Origin of the sequence: Nocardioides litoris (assembly GCF_006346315.1) — a bacterium.
GTDB lineage: Bacteria > Actinomycetota > Actinomycetes > Propionibacteriales > Nocardioidaceae > Nocardioides > Nocardioides litoris.
The window spans coordinates 18,726-40,288 of sequence record NZ_VDMR01000007.1; the positions used below are offsets into that span (position 1 = coordinate 18,726).

The window sequence follows — 21,563 nt, forward strand, 5'->3', positions numbered from 1 at the left end:
GACTCTCAAGAAAACCTCAAGGCGAGACGACGGTCACCCGCCCGGGTGACGGACCGGCCCGAGCAGCGCCTCCGGCGGCTCGGCGGCGGTGCCGATCTCGCGCATCCGGGCGGCGTAGGCCCGGTAGGCGCGGCGGGCCTCGCCGTGGCGGCGGGCCTCGTGCAGCGCGGTCACCAGGTGGTGGTGCGACGGCTCGTCGTAGGGGTCGTCGGCGATGAGCCCGACCAGCCACGGGATGGCCCGCTGCTGCTCGCCGCGCTCGCGCAGGGCGGCGGCCAGCTCGCGCTTGACGTCGAGGGCCAGGGCCAGCAGCTCGTCGCGCACGTCGACGGTGAAGTCGCTGTAGGGGTCGTCCTCGAGGAAGTGCCCGGTGTACATCGCCGCCGCCCGCTCGAGCTCGCCGACCACCTCCTCGGTGTGGCCGGGCCCGCCGCGCCGCCGGGCGGCGAGCGCGGCGGCTGCGGTCTGGCTGAAGACGACCGCGTCGACCTCGACGTGGTCGGTGTCGAGGCGCACCGACTCGCGGTCGGCCCGCAGGAAGTGGTCGGAGGGGTGGGCCTTGGCCGGGTCGAGGACCGAGCGCAGCGTCGAGAGGACCACCGAGAGCCGGTTGCCGGTGCCGTCGGCCCCGGGCCAGAGGTGGTCGGCCAGGGCGTCGCGGGTGATCGGGCGTCCCCGCCGGCCGGCCAGGATCTTCAGGGCGTCGCGCGACTTGCGCGACTGCCACGCCGAGGCCGGCACGGGCTCGCCGTCGCACAGCACCGCGAACGCGCCCAGGGTGCGGATGTGCACCCGCGCCCGCTCGGCGTGGCCGAGCACCTGCAGGGGGCCGGCGATGCGGGTCGCGTCGTCGCGGACGCCGAGCGCCCGCAGCCGGCGGCGCGCCGCCTGCTCGAGGACCGTGTCGCCGGTGGCACGGGCTCGCAGGACCTGGTTGGTGGCCAGGCCGACGGCGTTGGCCGCGCTGCGCCACAGGGTGCCGGCCTCGTCGAGCAGGTCGACCGCGCGCGGCCCCGCCAGCAGGAGCGACTGCAGCTCCAGCGCCTCGGCGAGGCCGCGGGAGTCGTGCCGGCGCCCTGCCTCGCGGACGGCGAGGCGGGAGAACTCCCCGGCCGCCTCGCCGTCACCGGTGGCCAGGCACACCCAGCCCGCGGCCAGCAGCGGGTCGACCTGGCCCACCGCCGCGGGCTGGTCGAGGGCCCGCTTGACCAGGCCCTGCGCCTCGTCGACGTCGTCGACGACCAAGGCCCGGGCGAGGCCGGACAGCGCCGGGACCGCGACCTGGGCGTTGCCGGTGCGCTCGGCCACGGCCAGGGCCTCGCGGTAGGCCAGGGCGGCCTGCGTCGCGTTGCCGCAGAGCCGGTTGGCGTCGCCGATCGCGACCACGGCCAGGCCCAGCAGCGGGCTCTCGGAGGAGCGGGTCAGCGCCCGGGCCAGGTGCAGCTCGGCCAAGCACTCCTCCACCCGGCCGAGCCCCAGCAGCGACTCTGCGCGGGTGACCAGGCTGAGCGCCCGCACCGGCGGCGGCGCGGCCACCGACTCGGCCAGGGCGATCGCCCGGTCGAGGTGCACCAGCGCCTCGCCGTACCGGCCCTCGCTGTTGCCGCGCGACCCGAGGTTGTTGTGGATGCGGGCCTGGGTCAGCACGTCGCCGGCGCGCTCGGCCGCGGCGAGGCCCTTCTCGTAGGCCACCAGGTTGGCGTCGAGGTCGCCCTCGAGCACGCTCACCAGCGCCTGGGCGACCCAGGCCGCGGCCAGGGCCGCGTCGTCCCCGCAGGACAGGGCGGCGGCGAGCGCGGCGTCGGCGGTCGCGCGGCTGCCAGCGGCGTCACCGGTCGCCCACAGCGAGGAAGCCCTGCTCGCGAGCAGGTAGGCGGTGTCGACCGGGTGGGCCTCGGTGTCGCCGGCCCGGTCGTACGTCGCCAGCGCGTCGGCGAAGCTGCCGGCCTGGTGCAGCGCGTAGCCCAGCCGCCAGGCCAGGCCGGTGGGCAGCGGCCCGCCGTCGGGGGCGAGCAGCGCCGCGGCGCGGGCGAGCAGTGCGGACTCGCCCGGGCGCAGCGTCTCGTCGGTCTCGGCGGTGACGACGGCGAGCACGGCGGCGCCGTCGCCGTCGGCGACTGCCCGCTCCAACGCGCTCGAGGTCATGGTCGTCCCAGGGGTGGGTGGGGTCGTGCGGCCCCCGGCTCAGGGTAGGGGAGCCAGGCCGCGCCGGGGAGGCCTCCGCGGCGGGCTCCGACCCGCGCGGACGGCGTACGGCGATGGGGGCGGCGGTGTCCCGCGGCCGTAGACTCGCGGCCCGTGGCTCTCACCATCGGCATCGTCGGACTGCCCAACGCCGGCAAGTCCACCCTCTTCAACGCCCTGACCAAGAACGACGTCCTCGCGGCCAACTACCCGTTCGCCACGATCGAGCCCAACGTCGGCGTCGTGGGCGTGCCCGACGAGCGGCTGCCCGTCCTGGCGAAGATCTACGACTCGGCCAAGCTGCTGCCCGCGACGGTCGAGTTCGTCGACATCGCCGGCATCGTGCGCGGCGCCTCGCAGGGCGAGGGCCTGGGCAACAAGTTCCTGGCCCACATCCGCGAGTCGGCCGCGATCTGCCAGGTCACCCGCGTCTTCCGCGACGAGGACGTGACCCACGTCGACGGCGAGGTCAACCCCGGCAACGACATCTCCACCATCCAGACCGAGCTCATCCTCGCCGACCTCGAGACCGTCGAGAAGGCCGTGGTCCGCCTGGAGAAGGAGGCGCGCAAGGTCAAGGAGCTCGCCGCCAACCTCGCGGCCGCGAAGGAGGCGCAGGAGGCGCTGGAGGCCGGCACCCCGATCATCGCCACTTCGATCGACCGGTCGCTGCTGCGCGAGCTCTCACTGCTGACGGCCAAGCCCTTCATCTACGTCTTCAACTGCGACTCCGACGAGCTGGCCGACGAGGAGCTCAAGGACCGCATGCGCGGCCTCGTCGCGCCGTCCGAGGCGATCTTCCTCGACGCCAAGCTCGAGGCCGAGCTCGTCGAGCTCGACGACGAGGAGGAGGCGCGCGAGATGCTCACCGAGATGGGCGTCGAGGAGCCCGGGCTCGAGACCCTGGCCCGGGTCGGCTTCGACACCCTCGGGCTGCAGACCTACCTGACCGCCGGGCCCAAGGAGACGCGCGCCTGGACCATCCGCAAGGGCTCGACCGCCCCCGAGGCCGCCGGCGTCATCCACACCGACTTCCAGAAGGGGTTCATCAAGGCCGAGGTCGTCTCCTTCGACGACCTGGTCGAGCACGGCTCGCTGCTCAAGGCCCGCGAGGCCGGCCGGGTGCGCATGGAGGGCAAGGACTACGTGATGGCCGACGGCGACGTGGTCGAGTTCCGCTTCAACGTGTGAAGCTGCCTCGTTCCCGCAGGTCAGGGGCCGGTTGAGGGAGGCGGAGTCCGCGCAGAGTCCGCACGGGCGTCGCCCAACCCGCTGAACAGCTTGTCGTCGTCGAGGTCGAACGGCCCCGTGACCCACACCCCTTCGTAGTCGCCGGCGGGGAACTTGTTGTCCCGCACGACCAGCACGTCGACGCGGGCAAGGATGGCGGTGGCGAGGTGGATCGCGTCCCAGGTCTTGAGGCTGTGGGCTGTCCGAAGGTCTCCGGCCTTGCGGGCGACGGCCGGGCTCACGTCGACCAGGCGCGTCTTGGGGCTCTCCAGGAGCTCGCTGAGGGTCTTGCGGGCGAGGGCGCGTCGGGTGTCGTCGTGGCGGTGGCGCGGCAGGACCTCGGTGAGGATCGCGGTTGACTCGACGAGGGTGACCTCGCCCCGGTCGACGGCGTCGAGCAGCGGGTGAAGGCAGCGGAAGGCTGGGTCGCCCGTGATGACCCCGAGGAGCGCGGACGCATCGAGGAGCGCCGAGTTGATCGGCTCAGGCCTCCCCACGGCCGGCCTCCAACCACTCGTCGGCCGTCATGCCGTCGAGGTAGTCGGGGTCGATCCCGAGCAGGTCGACCCAACGGGCCGTGGCCTGGCGCAATGGGACCACGTCCGAGGCCCTGACCTTGAAGATGCGCCCGTCGCCGTCCTGGTGCAGGACGCCGGTGACCTCGACGGGCTGTAGCAGCGCGTCCTTCATCTTGTCGCGCAGGCTGTTCGGGAACCCGACCCGCACGACGCGCTTGGTGGGCAGGCGCAGGGAGGCGCGGTTGCCGCGCGAGACGTTGACGCCGACCAGTTCCCCGCGTACCGAGCCGGGCATGTCCCGCTCGAAGGGCTGCGCGACGGCGAGGGCCTCGACCAGGGTCGGGGTCAGGTCGACCTCGGGGCCAGGCTGGTCGATGCTGACCAGCCGGAGTCGTGGTGCCGTCCAGGCCTCGTCGGTGCCGGAGGCCTGGCCGTGCTCGGCGAACCGGTAGGCGGCGCGGACGGCGTCGGGTGTCCAGCCGCCTGGCATCGGTCGACCTGCCTCGGCGGCGGCGAGGGAGACGACGACCAGTCGTAGGTGGCGTGCCTCGCTCGCGCGGTCTGCCGGCGGCTCCAGGCGGACCACGGCCGACCCTGTGCGGAGGTCCGAGACCTTCCAGTCGACCGGCAGGTCGGACACCTCGTCGAGCAGGTCGATGAGGTCCCGGCCGAGCTGGAAGAACCGGCCGGCGTTGGCCGGCCGCCCAGGGTCGACGGTGAGCTCGAGGGCATCCACCCCGTCATCATGCCTCCGTCGGCGGGACCGGGTGGCTTGTTCTACGCCCCCGCAGGGCGCGGTCCGCGCGTATTCCGGGCGGGCGCTACGCCCCGGGCAGCCGGATCACGTTGGTGTTGGCGGAGCGGCCCAGCACGTCGGCGATCAGCTGGGCCGAGGCCGCGCGGGCGCGCTCGTCCGCCCGCGGCCAGAGGTGGGTGTAGGTGTTCAGTGTGGTGGTGAGGCTCTTGTGCCCGAGGGCTTGCTGCACGGTGGCCACGTCGCAGCCCGCGGCGATGAGGCCGCTCGCGTAGAAATGCCGCAGGTCGTGCAGCCGTACCCCGGTGAGACCGGCCGCCGCGGCCGCTCGGCGCCACCGGTGGCCAATGGTGTTCTGGTGGACGGGCTCGCCATCGGTGTTGGGGAACAGCAGGCCGCGGGCCGCCGGAGGCAGTGTGGCGATGTGGTCGCCGAGCATGGTCGTCAGCTCGGGGGGGATGGCGACCTCGCGCTTGCTGTTGTACTTCGGGGCCTTGATCTCCACCTTGCCGGCGCCGGCGCGCTGCACCTGACGACGCACACGAACGATGCCGGCCTGGAGGTCGAGGTCGCCCACTTCTAGTGCCGCGGCTTCCCCGAGCCGAAGGCCAGCGAAGGCGCAGAGGGCCAGGAAGATGGCGGTCGATGGGTCGGCCGCCCCGATGACGGCGGCGACCTGGCGGGGGGTCGGGATGACCAGATCGCGGCTGGTGGGCGCCGGTGGGATTCGCACGCCGGCGGTCGGGTCGGCCGCGATGCGCTTGTCCCTGACGGCGGCCTTGAACACGGTGCGGATGTTGTGCAGGCGGGTCCGCACGGTGCCGGGCGCCAGGTGCCCGTGCATGGAGGACACCCAACGTTCGACGTGGACGGGCTTGATGCTGGCCAACGGCGCATCGGCGAAAGGAACGCCGGCCGCGGCCAACGTCATGGCCTTCACGGTGCCGTCGGCGTACACGCGGCGTGTGAGCAGGTCGGCGAAGTACACGGCGAAGGTCACCTTGCCGCTCCGGGGGTCCACGTAGGTGCCGCTGGTGCTGGCCGAGATCAGCTCGTCCCTGAACCTGGTGGCGTCACTCAGCAACTTGAAGTGGCGAGAGTGCTCGCGCCCGGTCTCGTCGCGCCAACGCAGGCGGTAGCGGTAGACGGGCTTCTCCTCGTTCCCGACGTTCCGCTTCTTGATGTTGACGCTGATGGGCATGGCCTGGCGCTCCTCGTGGTCTTGCTGTGGGTGGCGGCGGTGGCTCCGCGGGCCGGGTGTCCCTGTCGGTCCACCCGGCCGGCGCCGAGCATCAGCAGGCGTGCAGATCGCCGCGGCGGCGACTGGCCCGCCGGAGCTGGTCGTTCTCCCGCTGCTGGTTCAGCCAGGTCTCGACGACCTCCTCGGGGTACCAAACGTGCCGTCCCACCATGAAGCCCTCAGGGCCGGTGTGGGTCAAGCGCCAGTACCGCACCGTGGGCTCGGGGACCTTGCAGCGGAGGGCGACCTCCTTCGTGGTCAGCAGGGTGCCGATGCGCGGCTCCTGGGGGCCGTTGTTGGAGTTGTTGGAGGTCTCCATCGCGCGCGCGGGCGCGGGAGCCAGGCGGGTCTGGCCGGCCTTGGCCCCGCCGGCGAGACGGGTGGTCACGCCGCCACCGAGACCCACTGGCCGCGGCGGTGGCCGCGGGCGTCGGACTGGGCGCGGGCCAGGGTGCACGGGCTCCCGGCGGCGTCGAGCCAGAATCCGCGGGTAGTGTGCACCAGCCGGTTGCCGTTCATGGCCAGGTAGGTCTGCGCCCCCGGCCAGAGCTCGCTGGGGTCCTCGGGACGGTCGTCGAGGACGAGCTTGAGGCCGTACTCGTGGCTGGGGACCCGGTAGTGCTCGGTGGGGTCGGGCGCGGGGGAGACCATGTGGTGCCAGCCGATGCCGGCCGCGCGGGTCGCCTTGGACACGGTGTCGGCGTCGGGCGCGGCGCCGCGCCACCAGAGGTGGGCGTGGCTGTTCAGGCCGTTGGCGAACGGCTCCACGTGGTAGGCGAACTGAGCGTCCGTCCCGAGGCGCCGCAGGCGGGCGGTGAACTTGCGCATGCCGGCGTGGATCGTGGTCCACTCGTTGCCGAGCTGGGTGACGGTGACCATGTGGCTGGGCTCGGCCAGCGCGATGGCCTGGCCGACGCCGATGGCGCGGGGCACGATGCAGGAGGGGCAGGTGAGCCGCTTGCAGTAGGCCTTGATGAGCTGGCCGGTGTCAAGGTTCAGGCGGTAGTGGTCGGTGTTGGGGCACTCGGACCAGCGGGTCCGGGCCGCGCCGGCCCGGGTCCCGTGGGGCCGGTGGAACCCGTCACGGACCGCGGCGAGGGGGGCGTTGCGGAAGGGGTTGGTTCCAGACGCGTCATACGTCTGGACCTGGTGTCCGGCGGACCGGCGGGTCGAGGGCGGGTGCGTGGCGCGTCCGGTCGGCGTGGGGTTGGCGGGCGGGACGAGGGCGAGGTGGGTCATCGGGTTCTCCGGGTCTGGTTGCAGATCGCGCCGTCGGCTCCGGCGCAGACCGCAGCATGTGCCCCGGCACCGACAGCCACCGGGCACCGAGAGGCGCGATCGGCGGGATGGCGCGCCTGTCGAACGGGGGGTCTGGTGGACTGCCCCCGGGGGCCTGGGTCTAGAAAGCCCAGGTCAGGGGCCCACGACCCTGAGACGAGCACGAAGAAGCAGTTGTCGCGGACGGCGCCCGAGGTGCGGCGCCCGGCGGTGACTCCAAGGCCGGGCAGCGGGGTGGATCGAGAGGGGTGGGCGGACTCGCGCGGCGTGCGGTGGCGCACCTGGTCGGCCCCGTGGGCCACCCTCGGGGGAGTTGGCCTCATTGGTCGGCGGCGGCGCCTTGTGGTGTGGGCCGCGAGGAGGCGTGGGCGGTCGCCGTATCCGTCAGGGTGCGCTTCCTGGCCGAGGCCTCACCCGGCAGCCGACGCCGAGGGGCGGGGCGCTGGACGCAGCCCTAGGTCGCTGACGGGTCAGTCCGCGTTCGGCTGGCCCGAGGGCGCGGCGCCGAATGGCCCGCACCGCGTGCCGCGAGGCGGACGCCACCGGCCCGGGCTGGGTCGTCGTCGTGGCGTTGAGCGTGTCGGTGCGAGCTGCTACTCGGTGTTGCCGGCCCGTGCTTGGGCCGATCGCCGGTGCTGAGCGAACTCCTCGTCGGTGAGGGAGGGGAACTGCTCCTGGTAGTGCTCGTTGTCGGCGATGGCCAGGGTGTGGTCGGCGACGACGTAGTCGGGGCTGACGAGGGTGGAGTTCGGCAGGTAGAAGTGGCGCACCAGCGGGGAGTCCTCGGCGTCACGTGCGATGAACGACTGGCCCGCGGTGCCGGCGATGAAGCGCGGCGGGCCGCCGAAGGGGGTGAAGAGCGTGCCGATCACGTCCTGGAGGAGGGAGATCGCGGCGAGCGCATCGCCGCGACCGTCGTCGCCGCGTAGGTGGGCTCCGTAGTGGACCGACTTGTGGCGGAGCTTCTTGAGGTCGTTGAGCTTGGTCGCGGTTGGCTCGTCGATGACGGTCCACTCCACCAGGGCGTGGATGCAGTCCCCCCAGTTGATGAGGGTCTTCTGGGTGGCCACGGGGGCGGTGGCGGGGTGGTCGGGGTAGTCGTCGCGGATGCGAAGCACGAGCTCGTTGAGGACCCGCTCGCCGAGGGCGCAGGCGCCGACCAGGGCGGGGTAGTAGGTGCCCTGCACGAACGAGGCTCTCACCTGGCTAAGGAACAGGTGGTGGTGGTCGAGAATCGTCCAGGGCGAGGCGCCGACCGCGAGCAGGTCGTCGATCTTGCGCTCGTAGTCCTCGGCGCCGTGGCGGTGGACGGTGGACTCCCTGATCTGCCGGTGGGTCGCTTCCCACTGCTGCCGTATCTCGGGCTCCCAGTCGTCCTCGATCGTCGTGGCGAGTGCGGTGGCCCGGGTGTCGAACATGAAGCTCGTTGGCAGGTACCGGCGGCACCCGTCCCGCTCGGTCCGTGCCGCACCGGGACGTACTGGTCGCATGGCCCGATCGAAGCACGCGGCCAAGGCAGTCGCGGACGCCCGACCGCCCAGGAGGCCGCTGCTGGTCGTCGCGGCGCGATCCGAGAGCACGTCGAGCTCGGCCGCGAGGCGCGCCCCCGGGATCGGCCCGGCCCGGCTCCGCCATTCCAGCGACGGCGGCGTCGGTGACTCGGAGGGCGGGGTCCTTGGCTGGCTCTCTCAGTCGGTCGAGGGCGTCGACCACGGCGTCGACCACGGCGTCGACCACGGCGTCGACTACGGCGTCGACGGAGGTACCGGGCAGGTCATCGGACGCGCAGGACGACAGTGGCGCTCGCCGTGCTGGCTCCCTCCGTGTTGTAGGCGATGACGCGGAAGCGGTGAACGCCTCGCTTGAGGTTTCGGAAGGTGGCCTGGCGGTTGGTCGCACCGACCGAGATGTCCCGCCCGCCGACTCGGTCGACCACGTAGCGCAGCACAGGTGCGCCGTTGCTCGCGGCCGGCTTCCACCGGATGGTCACAGCTCGTCCCTTCACGGTCCCGGTCGGCTTCGTCACTCGGGTGGGCGGGCCCGCTGGCCGCACCGCGTTCGAGAGGGGGCTCGGGGCCCCGGTGCCGATGGCGTTGGTGGCGGTGACGGTGAACCGGTAGACGGTGCCGTTGGTCAGCCCGGTGATGGTGCAGGTGGTGGCGCCGGTGGTGGTGCAGGTCCTGCCACCAGGTGAACTGACGACCCTGTACCCCGTCACCGACGAGCTGTTGCTCGACACCGCCCTCCACGTGATGGAGGCTCGACGGTCTCCCTTCGCCGCGGTCGGGGTGGCGACCTGGTCGGGCACGCCGGCGGGGGTGACCCCGTCGGAGGGGGTGCTGGCGGGGCTGTCGCCCACCGCGTTGGTGGCGAGCACGGTGAACCGGTACGCGGTGCCGTTGGCCAGCCCGGTGACGGTGCAGGTGGTGGCACCGGTGGTGGTGCAGGTCTTCGCGCCGGGGATGCTGGTGACGGTGTACCCGGTGACCAGGGCGCCGTTCCCGGGGGTTGCCGCCCAGGTGACGGTGGCTGACCGGTCGCCGCGGACGGCGGCGGGCGCAGCTGGGGCGTCGGGGAGCCCGGCGGGGGTGACTTCGCCTGAGTCGGGGCTGGGCTGGCTGTCGCCGATGGTGTTGGTGGCGACGACGGTGAACCGGTAGGCGGTGCCGTTGGTCAGGCCGGTGATGGTGCAGGTGGTCGCGCCGGTGGTGGTGCAGGTCTGGGCGCCGGGTGCGCTGGTCACGGTGTACCCGGTGACCGGGGTGCCGTTCCCGGAGGTCGCCGTCCAGGTGATGGTGGCCTGGTGGTCGCCACGGGTCGCGGCCGGCCGGGCGGCCTGGTCGGGGACGCCGGCGGGGGTGACCTCGGACGTGGGGTCGCTGTTCGGGCTGTCGCCCACCGCGTTGGTGGTGACGACGGTGAACCGGTAGGCGGTGCCGTTGGCCAGCCCGGTGACGGTGCAGGTGGTGGCGCCGGTGGTGGTGCAGGTCTTCGCGCCGGGGGTGCTGGTGACGGTGTACCCGGTGACCGGGGTGCCGTTCCCGGAGGCCGCCGTCCAGGTGATGGTGGCCTGGTGGTCGCCACGGGTCGCGGTCGGTTGGGCGACCTGGTCGGGGACCCCGGCGGGGACGACCTCGGGCGAGGCCGGGCTGGTCTGGCTGTCGCCGATGGCGTTGGTGGCGGTCACGGTGAAGAGGTAGGCGGTGCCGTTGGCCAGGCCGGTGATGGTGCAGGTGGTGGCGTTGGTGGTGGTGCAGGTCTGGGCGCCGGGGGCGCTGGTGACGGTGTACCCGGTCACCGGGGTGCCGTTCCCGGAGGTCGCCGCCCAGGAGACGCTTGCGGAGCGGTCGCCGCGGGTCGCGGTCGGGATGGCGACCTGGTCGGGGACGCCGGCGGGGATGACCTCGGCGGAGGGGTCGCTGCTCGGGCTGTCGCCGATGGTGTTGGTGGCGATCACGGTGAAGCGGTAGGCGGTTCCGTTGGCCAGGCCGGTGACGGTGCAGCTGGTCGCGCCGGTGGTGGTGCAGGACTTGGCCCCGGGTGCGCTGGTCACGGTGTACCCGGTCACCGGAGCGCCGTTCCCGGAGGCCGCCGACCAGGTGATGGTGGCCTGGTGGTCGCCACGGGTCGCGGCCGGCCGGGCGGCCTGGTCGGGGACGCCGGCGGGGGTGACCACGCCCGAGGGGTCGCTGGCGGGGCTGTCGCCGACGTTGTTGGTAGCGGTCAGGGTGAAGCGGTAGGCGGTGCCGTTGGTCAGTCCGGTGACGGTGCAGCTGGTCGTGCTGGTGGTGCAGGACTTGGCGCCGGGGGTGCTGGTCACGGTGTACCCGGTCACCGGAGCTCCGTTCCCGGAGGCCGCCGACCAGGAGACGCTCGCGGACCGGTCGCCGCGAGCGGCCACGGGCGCAGCTGGGGCGTCGGGGAGCCCCGCTGGGGTGACCTCGAGTGCGGGGGCGCTGGCGGGGCTATCGCCGATGGTGTTGGTGGCGACGACGGTGAACCGGTAGGCGGTGCCGTTGGTCAGGCCGGTGATGGTGCAGGTGGTCGCGCCGGTGGTGGTGCAGGTCTGGGCGCCGGGTGCGCTGGTCACGGTGTACCCGGTGACCAGGGTGCCGTTCCCGGAGGCCGCCGCCCAGGTGACGGTGGCCTGGCGGTCCCCGCGGGTCGCGGTCGGCGTGGCGACCTGGTCGGGGACCCCGGCGGGGACGACCTCGGGCGAGGCCGGGCTGGTCTGGCTGTCGCCGATGGCGTTGGTGGCGGTCACGGTGAAGAGGTAGGCGGTGCCGTTGGTCAGGCCGGTGACGGTGCAGGTGGTAGCGCCGGTGGTGGTGCAGGTCTGGGCGTCGGGGGTGCTGGTCACGGTGTACCTAGTGACGGTGGCGCCGTTGCCGGCGGCGGGGTCCCAGGTGACGGTGGCGGACCGGTCGCCGCGAACGGCGGTGGGTGTGGCGACTTGGTCGGGGACGCCGGCGGGGACGACCTCGGGCGAGGCCGGGCTGGTCGGGCTGTCGCCGACGGCGTTGGTGGCGACCACGGTGAACCGGTAGGTGGTGCCGTTGGTCAGCCCGGTGACGGTGCACGTCAGCTCGCCGGCGGTGGTGCAGGTCTTGTCCTCGGGCGTGCTGGTCACGGTGTAGCCAATGACGGGCGTGCCGTTCCCGGAGGGCGTCGCCCACGTAACGGTGGCCCGCTGGTCGCCGCGAGTCGCGGTCGGCGTGGCGACCTGGCCGGGGACGCCGGCGGGGGTGACCTCGGGCGAGGGGGTGCTGGCGGGGCTGTCGCCCATGACGTTGGTGGCGACCACGCTGAACCGGTAGGCGGTGCCGTTGGTCAGGCCGGTGACGGTGCAGGTGGTAGCGCCGGTGGCGGTGCACGTCCTGGCGTCGGGGGTGCTGGTCACGGTGTACCTAGTGACGGTGGCGCCGTTGCCGGCGGCGGGGTCCCAGGTGACGGTCGCGGCCCGGTCGCCGCGCTCGACGCTCGTCGAGCCGGGCGCGTCCGGTCGCTTCGGCAACACGTAGCCGTCGATGGTCACGGTGTGGGTGTTGTTGGTGACGGTGGAGTCGGCGGTGCCGTCGAGGAGTCTGACCTGGGTGGCGGGGTCGACGAAGCTGACGCCGAGGGGCGGCAGACCTGAGGGGCTCATGGTCTGGGGGCTGGGGTCGTCCTTCATGCGCAGCACCTCGATCTGGACCTCGCCGGCGGCGTTGGTCGTGGCCGAGTAGTCCTGCTGGACCTCGTTGACCTTGATGTCGCCGACCAGCGGCACCTGCGAGTCCAGCCAGTCCGGCATGTAGTAGCCGACCCTGCCCAGGTAGGGCGACACCGTGGCGCCGGGGACAGGGTTGCCGGCGGCGTCGAGGACGCGGACGGTCTTGGTGATCACGCGCGGCAGACGGAGCACGCCGAGGTCGACGGGGCTGGTGGGGTCGCCGGAGTCGTCGACCGGGAACGAGGCGCTGATCCTGAGGCCGGTGCGGGGGACCTGGAACTCCAGGTAGGTGCCGCCGCGGGTCACGGGGAGGTTGAACCGGCCGTCCTGGTCGGTGGTGGCCCGGACGGTGGGTGCCGCACAGCACTGCTCGAACCGGACGACCCGCACCCCGGAGACTGGCGTCCCGTCGGCGTCGACCACCACACCACTGACGCGGGCGATGCCTGGCAGCGTGACGGTGTGGGTGTTGTCGGTGACGGTGGAGTGGCTGGTGTTGGTCCAGAGCTTCACCTGGGTGGCGGGGTCGACGAAGTCGATGCTGAGGATGGGCAGGCCCGATGGGCTCCTGGTCTGGAAGCTGGGGTCGTCCTTGACGCGCAGCACCTCGATCTGGACCTCGCCGGCGGCGTTGGTGGTGGCCGAGTAGTCCTGGCGGGCGTCGTTGACCTTGATGTCGCCGACCAGCGGCACCTGAGAGTCCAGCCAGTCCGGCATGTAGTAGCCGAGGGTGGCGCCTTGACTGGGGGTGACCACGGCGCCGGCGAGGGGGTTGCCGGCGGCGTCGAGCACGCGGACGGTCTTGGTGATCGTGCGCGGCAGGCGGAGCACGCCGAGGTCGACGGGGCTGGTGGGGTCGCCGGAGTCGTCGACCGGGAACGAGGCGCTGATCCTGAGGCCGGTGCGGGGGACCTGGAACTCCAGGTAGGTGCCGCCGCGGGTCACGGGGAGGTTGAACCGGCCGTCCTGGTCGGTGGTGGCGGTGACGGTGGGTGTCGTGCAGCAGGCCTCGGACCGGTTGACCCGCACCCCGGAGACTGGCGTCCCGTCGGCGTCGACCACCACGCCACTCACGACCGGAAGCGACCCGGACTCGGCATGCGCCGCCGCCGGCGAGACCCAGGCCAGGAAGCCACTGGAGAGCACGGCAAGCGTCACGAGCGCGACAAGGGTCATCGCCGAGCGAGAACCGTCCGATGGTCTAGACACGCCCCCATGGTGGGGCCAACACCTCCGGCTCCGCTCAAGAATGCCGCAGGCCATGACCGGCATCCGCGCACACCCCGTCACAGGGCGAACCACACCCTGCGGCGGCTTGGTTGCTTCCCATCAGAAGCACACTTATGGTGGGAAACGTGACCGTTGAAATTTCAACCAGTTGCACCACGCCGGCCAGGCCGGCCACGCCGACCATGCCCACCTCATCGGCGACGGTGTCTTCGGTGCCGGTGTCTCCGGTGCCGGCCGGCGGCGCGCGGGACCTCATGCTGGTGCCCCTCGAGGCCGTGCCGACGCCGCACCTGGCCGAGGTCCTCGCGCTGCGGTACCTGGCCGTCTACACCGGGCACACCCTCGCGGCCTACCGGCACGACCTCGGCGACTACTTCGCCTGGTGCGAGACCCACGAGGTCGCCCCCCTCGACGCGACTAGGTCCGTGGTCGACCTCTACGTCCACGACCTCGGAGCCGGCAGCTCGGCCAGTCCCTCGAGCTCCCCGAGCCCCGAGGAGGTGACGGCCGTTGGCAGCGCAGCCGAGCCGAGCCGTGCCGCGCCGCGGCGTCCCCTGGCGCCGGCCACGATCGCCCGTCGCCTGGTGGCCATCAGCGGGTTCTACGCCTACGCCGTCGACGAGGGCATCCTCGAGCGGAACCCGACGACGCGGGTGCGGCGGCCCCGCCAGCCCCAGGACTCACCCACCCTCGGCCTGGACCGGCGCGAGGCCCGCCGCCTCCTGGACGCCGCCGCCGACCACAGCCCCCGCGCCGCCGCGCTCGTCTCGGTGCTGCTGCACTGCGGACTGCGCATCAGCGAGGCCCTCAGCGCCGACGTGACCGACCTCGCCACCGTCCACGGTCACCGCGTGCTCGGCGTCACACGCAAGGGCGGCGCGCGCCGCAACATCGTCCTGCCCGCCCCCGTCTGCCGGGTCCTCGACACCTACCTGGCCGACCGCGGCCGCCCCGTCGGCCCGCTGTTCGACACCCGCACCGGAGGCCGCTACGACCGCGCCGAGGCCTGGCGTCTGATCCAACGCCTGGCCGACGACGCCGGCATCTCCAGCGGCATCAGCCCGCACTCCCTGCGCCACACGTTCGTCACCCTCGCCCGCGAGGCCGGCGTCGCCCTCGAGGACGTGCAGGACGCCGCCGGGCACGCCGACCCCCGGACCACCCGGCGGTACGACCGGGGTCGGTTCAGCCTGGACCGCAGCCCCGCCCACGCCCTCGGCGGGTACCTCGCCGGTCCGGGCGAGCAGTGACCGATCGGACCAGCGGGACCAGCGGGACCAGCGGGGCCGAGGGGACCGCCGCGGCCGCCGGCCGGCATCGGCCGCACCCGCCCTTCCGACCGACCCGCGCGCTGGCCGTCTACTGCCTCTTCCGGGGGATGGAGGCCGCCGAGGCAGGCCAGCCCGCGTCGGTCTGCCCCTACGTCGAGGGCAGCAGCGACCCCACCTCCGGGTACGCCGCCCACTGGTGGCACCGGGGTTGGCTCAGAGGGTGGAACCGGGCCTCCGCGACGCCGACGGCCAGCCGCGTGCCCGTCGAGGCGAACACGGAGGCCTGAGAAGACCCCCCTGTCTACTTCCGCGACCGGAGGGGCGGGGTGCCTGCGCCACCTCGATTTTTTCCGCGAATGGTGGTTCGCCAGCAGCCCTGCGTCGAGCCACAGCCTGGGGACGAAGCCTTTTCTACCGGTCCGGTGTGCGACGGGCGGCCTGCCCGCGGGGCTTGCGGGTCTCTACGACGGGGGTGTCGAGCCCGCCGGTTCGAGCCCGACGACCGGCGTGGCGGTCGCGTGAACCACCGCAGGGTCAGCTCCCTCGGCCCACGCGCGGATGCCCTTTCGGAGCGTCATTGTGGCGCGGGTGTCGTCCTCGTTGTACTCCAGCAGACGAGTCCACGCCGACTCATGGCCTGCGCGTGCCCGGTCGATGAGGTCGAAGGTGTCGGCGCCGGTGGCACCCGGGGTCCGCCAGGTCGCGCCGACGAGACGGCCGAGGGTCTTGAGGCTGTATCCCTGGGGGGCGTAGAAGTGGGGCCGCACGATCTCGCCGAGCAGGTCCGTCGCGTTGGCGAGGAGGTCATCAGCGTCTCCGCCGAGCAGTCGCCGGAGCTGATGCCGTTCGGTGCCGCCGTAGTGGTACCAGTGCACCACGTTGCCGGCGACCGCGTGGTTCTCCAGGTCGGCCCGGAGCTCCTCGGCGAACCGGCGGGCCAGCTCGACCTCGTCGAAGTCCTCGTGGGCGTCTCCGACGGCCTTGTAGCTGCTGCCGCGCTCGACCTGGCCGTCGACGAGGGTCGAGACCGTCCGGCCCCAGAGGTAGACGCGGCCGTCGCGGTCGAACTCGCAGTCCACGTCGATCTCGACGATCGAGTCCAAGTCCATCTCGCTGGGCTTGCTCGGCCGGGAGCCGGGGATGGACCACCGGGTGGACGCCCGGTCGGCCAGCGGGACCAGCCCCGCGGCGGACTCCACCGCGTCGTCGAGGTCCGACGGTGCCAGGTCCTCGCCGCCCAGGAGGTAGCGGACGCGGCGGTCGAGGTCCCGCGCAACGCCGTCGGCCGCCAGGTGCGCGCGCAGGTCGCGTCGCGCCGCCACGAAGTTCGTGCTGTCGACAGATCGATGTCCTACGGCCTCGGCGACCTGACGCGCCAGCGCCGAGATGGCGGCGTGGTCCTCGTCGTCTCCGTTGTAGGTCGGGATGGGCAGCTTCCAGACGTGCTTGTCGATGTCACGCTCGTCCTTGCCGTAGGACATCAGCGGACGGACCAGCTCGGTCAGGCTGGGGCTGTTGAGGATACCGAGCAGGTAGTAGCCCTCGGCCTCGGTGCTGACGGCCGCCCAGTAGAGCTTGTGGTCGATCACCACCTTGGGGTCGGCCACGAGCGCGGCGGCGACGTGCATGCCGGCCTTGGCGTAGACGACCCGCAGCGCCGGGGGCGGCATCTGCTGGGTCAGCTTGCGCATGTGGTCGATTTGCTGTCCGAGGGTGAGCTTGGAGCGGCGGTGCTCGGCCCAGAGGCCCTCGGCGTTGCGGACCCAGGTGGCCAGGCCCGGGTAGGCGTCGACCTTGGGGTTGTCGCCGGTCAGGAGGTGACCTTGGCGGTTGACTGGGACCACGAAGAGGTCGTGATCGGTGACGCGGTAGGGGACGACGTGCTCGCCGAGGAGCGTGGGCCAGACAAACTCGGACTCGACGGTGCCCGTGAGGTCAGGCAGGGCCTTCCACGGCGTCTTCTCGGACACCGACCGCTTCGAGCGGAGGTTCCTGCGCCCGGCCGGCAGTCCGAGGGCCGTGGCGGCGACCTCCTCGACGCGGAAGAACACCCGTGGCACCAGGTTGGCGCCTTGGGCGAACCGGGTGGAGTACGGGGAGCGGTTCTCATCGTCGACGGCGCCGAGCGCGAGGTCGCCAACGGCCTGGGTCAGCGCAGCCGCGGTCTGCACGCTGGCGTGTCGGTGGGGCGCGCGGCCGGTCCACAGCAGGGCCTGGCGCGGCATCCGGGCCGGCTTGGCGGTGCGGGTGCCGAAGATGACCGCGGAACCGCGGGGGAACAGGTGGGGGCGGATGCGGCGCAGGTCCCAGGGCGTCGTGAAGCTGACGGCGGCGCCGTCGAAGCGTCCATTGCGGAAGCCGGCCCAGTAGTCGCGGTCGATGACGCTGTTGGGGACGACGAAGCCGAGGTGCCCGCCCGGCTTGAGGTACCGCTCGACGGCGCGCGCGACGAACAGCCCGGCGAGGTCCTGGTGGGTGGCGGTGGTCTCGTTGTGCCACAGGTCGCGGTCCTGGGAGAGGGACTTGAATCGACGCTGCATGGCCTCCTCCATGTGGCGGTAGGAGAGCCAAGGCGGGTTGCCGATGAGCACGTCGACCCGGTTCTCCTCCCGCGCGAGCCAGGCCGGCCTGGCCACGTTGCGGACGTAGTAGGACCAGATGTGGTCGCGGTCGTCCTCGTGGAGCTGCTTGAGGCGGACGAAGTTCTCGTTGAGGGTGGGCAGGTCGGCGGCCTCGATGGCCAGGAGCCTGATCGCGCCCTGGCTCAGAGAGCTAGTGGGCTTGTGAGCGGCCCGGCCGGACTCGTCGACCAGGGACTCCACGATGGCGTCGAAGCGGGCGCTGTCGGCCAGGAGGTGCTCGGGGAACCGGAGGTCGGCGGAGGCGAGCTGGTCGCCCACGTCGGTGGGGATGACGAGGTGGTCCACGGACATCAGGTCCTCGCGTTGGTCCCACCCCAGGGAGTCGCCGAGGTAGATCGGCACCGAGAGGTCACCGCGGGGTCCGTTGAGGCGGTCCCGGCCGAGCGCGAGCAGGTAGGTGACGCGGGCGAGCGCGACGGCGACCGGGTGGAGGTCGATGCCCATGACCCGCGAGGAGACGAGCCGCATGGCCTTAGGCAAGCTCATGCCGGACTCGTCGGCGGCGTTGAGGAAGTGCCTGACGGCGTAGAAGACGAAGGTGCCGGACCCGCAGCTGGGGTCGAGGACCCGCTGCTCGAGCGGGTCGGTGATGAGCTCGGTGACGACGCGGTGGGCCAGCCAGTCAGGGGTGTAGTACTCGCCCAAGGCCTTGCGGGTCTCGGGGCTGATGACGGACTCGTAGAGGACCTTGAGCACGTCGTGCTCGACCTGGGACCAGTCGAAGCGGGCAAGGCGCTTGGCCAGGCCGGTGATGAAGGCCTCGCCGCCGGGCACCTCAAGGACCCAGTCGAAGAAGTCGCGGTCGACGACGCCGTGTAGTCCGAGCTGCGAGAACGTGTCCCCGGACAAGAGCGTCGCCGGGGCGAGCTCGGTCGCGGGCAGGCCGACCACGAGGTGGGCGATGATCTCGGCGGAGTTGACCAGCAGCGTGTGCTCGAGGAACAGGTCGTCGGCGTCGATGAACTGGGTGCCCAGGGCGCTGCGGAGCAGGTTGGCCCACAGCTCGCGCTTGAGGACGACGGTGGGCAGGGCGTGGTGCTCGGCGTACAGCGCCCGGAGCGTGGAGAAGTCCAGGGCGTGGGAGGAGCTGGTGGCGCCAAGCCGGTCCGCGATCTCGTTCGGGGTCGGCCTGACCGCGGTCTTGGTGGCCAGGACCCCCTCGAGCCAGCGCAGCAGCGGCTCCGCGCCGGCGGCCCCGGCCGTGGCGGTGTGGCGCGCGGCCTCGTGGAGCTCCCCGGCGATCTCGTGGTAGGCGATCCAGAGGCGGCCGTCGGTGAGGATGCCGACGTACCGCTGTCCGGTGGATGCGGCGCGCTCGGTGACGTAGCCGGTCAGCTGAGTGCGGGCGGCGTCAATCACCGCGGGGCTGCGCAGGGCCTTCTTGACCTCGATCACGGTGGAGCCGACCTCCACGTCGATGCGGCGCCCGTGGCCCGCCGGCGCCTCGAGGTGCACCTCTAGGTCGTCACCATCCAGCCCGAGGTCCGGGTCCAGCAGCAGGATGCGCACGTCGGACTGGATCGTCGCCTCGCTCCGAACGCCGCCGGCCTTGTCGACGAGGCGGTCCATCAAGGCGGCTCTAGCCGTGGTGGCGGGCATGGGCTGACGCTACCTACGGTCGGGTCGATCTCGTACGAGGACGAGCCGGCCGGCTTCCCGGCGGGCCCAGGAGCCCGGTGTCCGGGGCGGCGACGGCAGGAACGGCGGCCGGTGAGCTCACAGCACCGTCGGCTGTGCCGCCGAGGCCGACACGGTCGTTGCCGAGCTGGCCGTCTGGCTACCCGATCACCTCCCGCAGGACTCCAGAGTCGCTCCGGCTGCTCCCGAGCTGCGGCCCCCGAGCCACCCGCACGCACCACAAACCACAAGCATTCCGACCCTCGGGCTGTCTACGCTGCGCCTCGTGCGCCTGTGGATCGACGACCTGCGACCGGCGCCCGAGGGCTGGCGCTGGGCCAAGACCTCACGGGAGGCGATCGCCATCCTCGAGGCGCAACCAGCCGACGCGGTCTCCTTCGACCACGACCTCGGCAGGGACCGCGACGGTGACGACACCACCCGCGCCGTGGTGCTGTGGATGTGCGAGCACGACCGGTGGCCGCCCACAGTGCACGTCCACACTGCCAACCCCGTGGGCCGAGAGTGGCTGGTCGGCATGGCCAGGCGGTACGGCCCTGGCGTGACCCACCGGGCCTAGGCTGCCGGGCGTGACCGAACGGGAGGTCGAGCCGGCGCCGGAGTGGATCACCTGGCAGCAGGCCGCCGAGCTCGTCGGCTGCCCCGTGCCCACCATCGACTGGTGGAAGCGTCAGGGCCGCATCCGCAGCAGGCATGGACGGTGGCCGAGCCTCGACCGGGCCTCGGTGCAGGAGTTCGCCGTCTGGTGGCAGCAGCGCGAAGAGGGCTCCGAGCGCCGGCGCCGGCGACGCCGCGCCAGCCGCACCCCATCGCCCGACCCAGCCGAGTGGGCCACCACCGCCGAGGCCGCCGAGCTCCTGGGCATCACCACCGGACAGGTCGGCCACCTCGCGCGGACCGGGCAGCTTGAGGGACAGCTCGTGGGAGGACGCCGCTGGATCAGCAGAGACGTACTGCGACGCGCCATCGCGTCCCGCGCCGCCGAGCGGCAGACCTGGGTCTCCTGGGCCGACGCCGCCAAGGTCGCCGGCTGCTCGGTCGAGACCATCCACCGGGCCGTGCAGGCCGGACGCATCGAGCGCCGCGACCAGCCCGGAACCGCCTTGCCCTCGCTGCGCCGCGACAGCGTCGAGGCCTTCACGCGGCAGCGCGAGGCTGAGGCGGAGGCTGCCGCGCGGGCACGGCAAGAGGCCGCCCGTTCCCGAGGCGGGGCCCCGCCAGACTTGGACCACGTCTGGCTACCCACCGCCGTCGTGGCGATCATGCTGCGGTTGAGCCCCTCCGGTGTCCGGCAGCGCGCCGCCCGCGGCTACCTGCCCTGCGAGCGGCACGGCGGGCGGCTCTGGTTCCGACGAGACCACATCGAACTGGTCGCCGCAGCCCGGTTTGCGGCCCTCTAGGCCCCCGCGTTCGACGGCTCCCCCGCGGCGGCGGTGCGTGCGGGGCGCGCTCTGGACACCACCTTCATCGGTCCCACGTGCCCGCGAACTCCGACCAGGGGGTCCAGTCGCCGTTGGGAGCGGTCTGGGACTTGGTGTAGGCCTTGTTGTCCTGCCCGACGGCGAAGACCTGGAGGCGACCGTCGGCGTTGCGGGCGGCGGTCAGGGTCGAGAGGCGGTCGAAGGTGCCCTCGCCGAACTGGTACCAGCCTGTCCAGCCGCCGTTGGGCGCCGTCTGGGCGATGGAGTAGACCTTCTCGTTCTGTCCGACCACGACGAGCTGGAGCCGCCCGTCGGCGTTGGTGAGGGTGGTCAGGGTCGACTTGCGGTCGAAGGTGCCGACCCCGAGCTGGGACCAGGGGGTCCAGTCGCCGTTGGGAGCGGTCTGGGACTTGGTGTAGGCCTTGTTGTCCTGCCCGACGGCGAAGACCTGGAGGCGACCGTCGGCGTTGCGGGCGGCGGTCAGGGTCGAGAGGCGGTCGAAGGTGCCCTCGCCGAACTGGTACCAGCCTGTCCAGCCGCCGTTGGGCGCCGTCTGGGCGATGGAGTAGACCTTCTCGTTCTGTCCGACCACGACGAGCTGGAGCCGCCCGTCGGCGTTGGTGAGGGTGGTCAGGGTCGACTTGCGGTCGAAGGTGCCGACCCCGAGCTGGGACCAGGGGGTCCAGTCGCCGTTGGGAGCGGTCTGGGACTTGGTGTAGGCCTTGTTGTCCTGCCCGACGGCGAAGACCTGGAGGCGACCGTCGGCGTGGCGAGCCACCTCGAACAGGCCGGGCGCCGAGCCGACCGGCGCGGGCGTGGGTGCGGTGGGTGCGGGTGGGCGGCCGCAGTTCTGGCTGGTCAGGGAGTTGGTGGAGTAGCGGTCGTTGGTGAAGGTGATGCCGCCGGAGGTGTAGGTGCGGGGGGAGGACCAGGTGTATTGGCCGC

15 protein-coding genes are annotated in these 21,563 nt (G+C 72.5%); 4 read left to right on the plus strand and 11 right to left on the minus strand.

The window, feature by feature from the left end; all coding sequences use genetic code 11:
- Positions 1-33: 33 nt before the first annotated feature.
- Positions 34-2,145, minus strand: a complete 2,112-nt coding sequence (locus FJQ57_RS17875; RefSeq protein WP_139982961.1) for a BTAD domain-containing putative transcriptional regulator — start codon at positions 2,143-2,145, stop codon at positions 34-36.
- Positions 2,146-2,298: 153 nt separating this feature from the next.
- On the opposite strand from FJQ57_RS17875, the gene ychF reads away from it, so the two are divergent.
- Positions 2,299-3,375, plus strand: a complete 1,077-nt coding sequence (gene ychF, locus FJQ57_RS17880) for a redox-regulated ATPase YchF (RefSeq protein WP_139982963.1) — start codon at positions 2,299-2,301, stop codon at positions 3,373-3,375.
- A 20-nt stretch (positions 3,376-3,395) separates the two neighbouring features.
- On the opposite strand, the gene FJQ57_RS17885 is transcribed toward ychF, so the two are convergent.
- The 8 genes from FJQ57_RS17885 to FJQ57_RS23070 form a co-directional block, all read right to left on the minus strand.
- Positions 3,396-3,911 (minus strand): type II toxin-antitoxin system VapC family toxin, encoded by a 516-nt coding sequence (locus FJQ57_RS17885; RefSeq protein WP_139982964.1) that lies wholly within the window; start codon positions 3,909-3,911, stop codon positions 3,396-3,398.
- Positions 3,898-4,668 carry a hypothetical protein gene (locus FJQ57_RS17890; protein WP_139982966.1) on the minus strand — a complete coding sequence of 257 codons (771 nt, stop codon included), beginning with the start codon at positions 4,666-4,668 and terminating at the stop codon, positions 3,898-3,900. Before FJQ57_RS17890 ends, FJQ57_RS17885 begins: the two co-directional genes overlap by 14 nt.
- Positions 4,669-4,753: 85 nt before the next feature.
- Entirely contained in the window at positions 4,754-5,887 is a 1,134-nt protein-coding gene (locus FJQ57_RS23065) for a tyrosine-type recombinase/integrase (protein WP_211349085.1), read from the minus strand.
- 91 nt (positions 5,888-5,978) lie between these two features.
- Entirely contained in the window at positions 5,979-6,314 is a 336-nt protein-coding gene (locus FJQ57_RS17900; RefSeq protein ID WP_211349087.1) for a helix-turn-helix domain-containing protein, read from the minus strand.
- Positions 6,311-7,165, minus strand: coding sequence for a hypothetical protein (locus FJQ57_RS17905; protein WP_139982968.1), 855 nt, complete (start codon positions 7,163-7,165; stop codon positions 6,311-6,313). The genes FJQ57_RS17900 and FJQ57_RS17905 overlap by 4 nt, the downstream gene beginning before the upstream one ends.
- A 632-nt stretch (positions 7,166-7,797) precedes the next feature.
- On the minus strand, positions 7,798-8,622 hold the full coding sequence (locus FJQ57_RS17910) for a hypothetical protein (protein WP_139982970.1): 825 nt from the start codon (positions 8,620-8,622) through the stop codon (positions 7,798-7,800).
- 356 nt (positions 8,623-8,978) lie between these two features.
- Positions 8,979-13,490: a fibronectin type III domain-containing protein gene (locus tag FJQ57_RS17915; protein ID WP_170219493.1), complete on the minus strand. Its 4,512-nt coding sequence runs from the start codon at positions 13,488-13,490 to the stop codon at positions 8,979-8,981.
- A 169-nt stretch (positions 13,491-13,659) separates the two neighbouring features.
- Complete coding sequence (locus FJQ57_RS23070) at positions 13,660-13,902, minus strand: hypothetical protein (RefSeq protein ID WP_211349095.1); 243 nt, start codon at positions 13,900-13,902, stop codon at positions 13,660-13,662.
- Here FJQ57_RS23070 and FJQ57_RS17920 point away from each other — a divergent pair.
- Positions 13,901-14,896 (plus strand): tyrosine-type recombinase/integrase, encoded by a 996-nt coding sequence (locus FJQ57_RS17920; RefSeq protein WP_211349103.1) that lies wholly within the window; start codon positions 13,901-13,903, stop codon positions 14,894-14,896. The two genes, FJQ57_RS23070 and FJQ57_RS17920, sit on opposite strands and share 2 nt — an antisense overlap.
- Before the next feature lie 482 nt (positions 14,897-15,378).
- Here FJQ57_RS17920 and FJQ57_RS17925 read toward each other — a convergent pair whose 3' ends face one another.
- The gene (locus tag FJQ57_RS17925) at positions 15,379-19,158 is read right to left on the minus strand and encodes an Eco57I restriction-modification methylase domain-containing protein (protein ID WP_139982976.1); all 3,780 of its coding nucleotides are present in this window, start codon (positions 19,156-19,158) and stop codon (positions 15,379-15,381) included.
- A gap of 304 nt (positions 19,159-19,462) precedes the next feature.
- Here FJQ57_RS17925 and FJQ57_RS17930 point away from each other — a divergent pair, with 304 nt between their 5' ends.
- Complete coding sequence (locus FJQ57_RS17930; RefSeq protein WP_170219494.1) at positions 19,463-19,756, plus strand: cyclic-phosphate processing receiver domain-containing protein; 294 nt, start codon at positions 19,463-19,465, stop codon at positions 19,754-19,756.
- A gap of 10 nt (positions 19,757-19,766) precedes the next feature.
- On the plus strand, positions 19,767-20,597 hold the full coding sequence (locus FJQ57_RS17935; protein WP_139982980.1) for a type IV toxin-antitoxin system AbiEi family antitoxin domain-containing protein: 831 nt from the start codon (positions 19,767-19,769) through the stop codon (positions 20,595-20,597).
- 64 nt (positions 20,598-20,661) lie between these two features.
- Here FJQ57_RS17935 and FJQ57_RS22670 read toward each other — a convergent pair.
- The coding region (locus FJQ57_RS22670; protein WP_211349106.1) for a PLL family lectin at positions 20,662-21,563 on the minus strand (902 nt) is incomplete at its 5' end.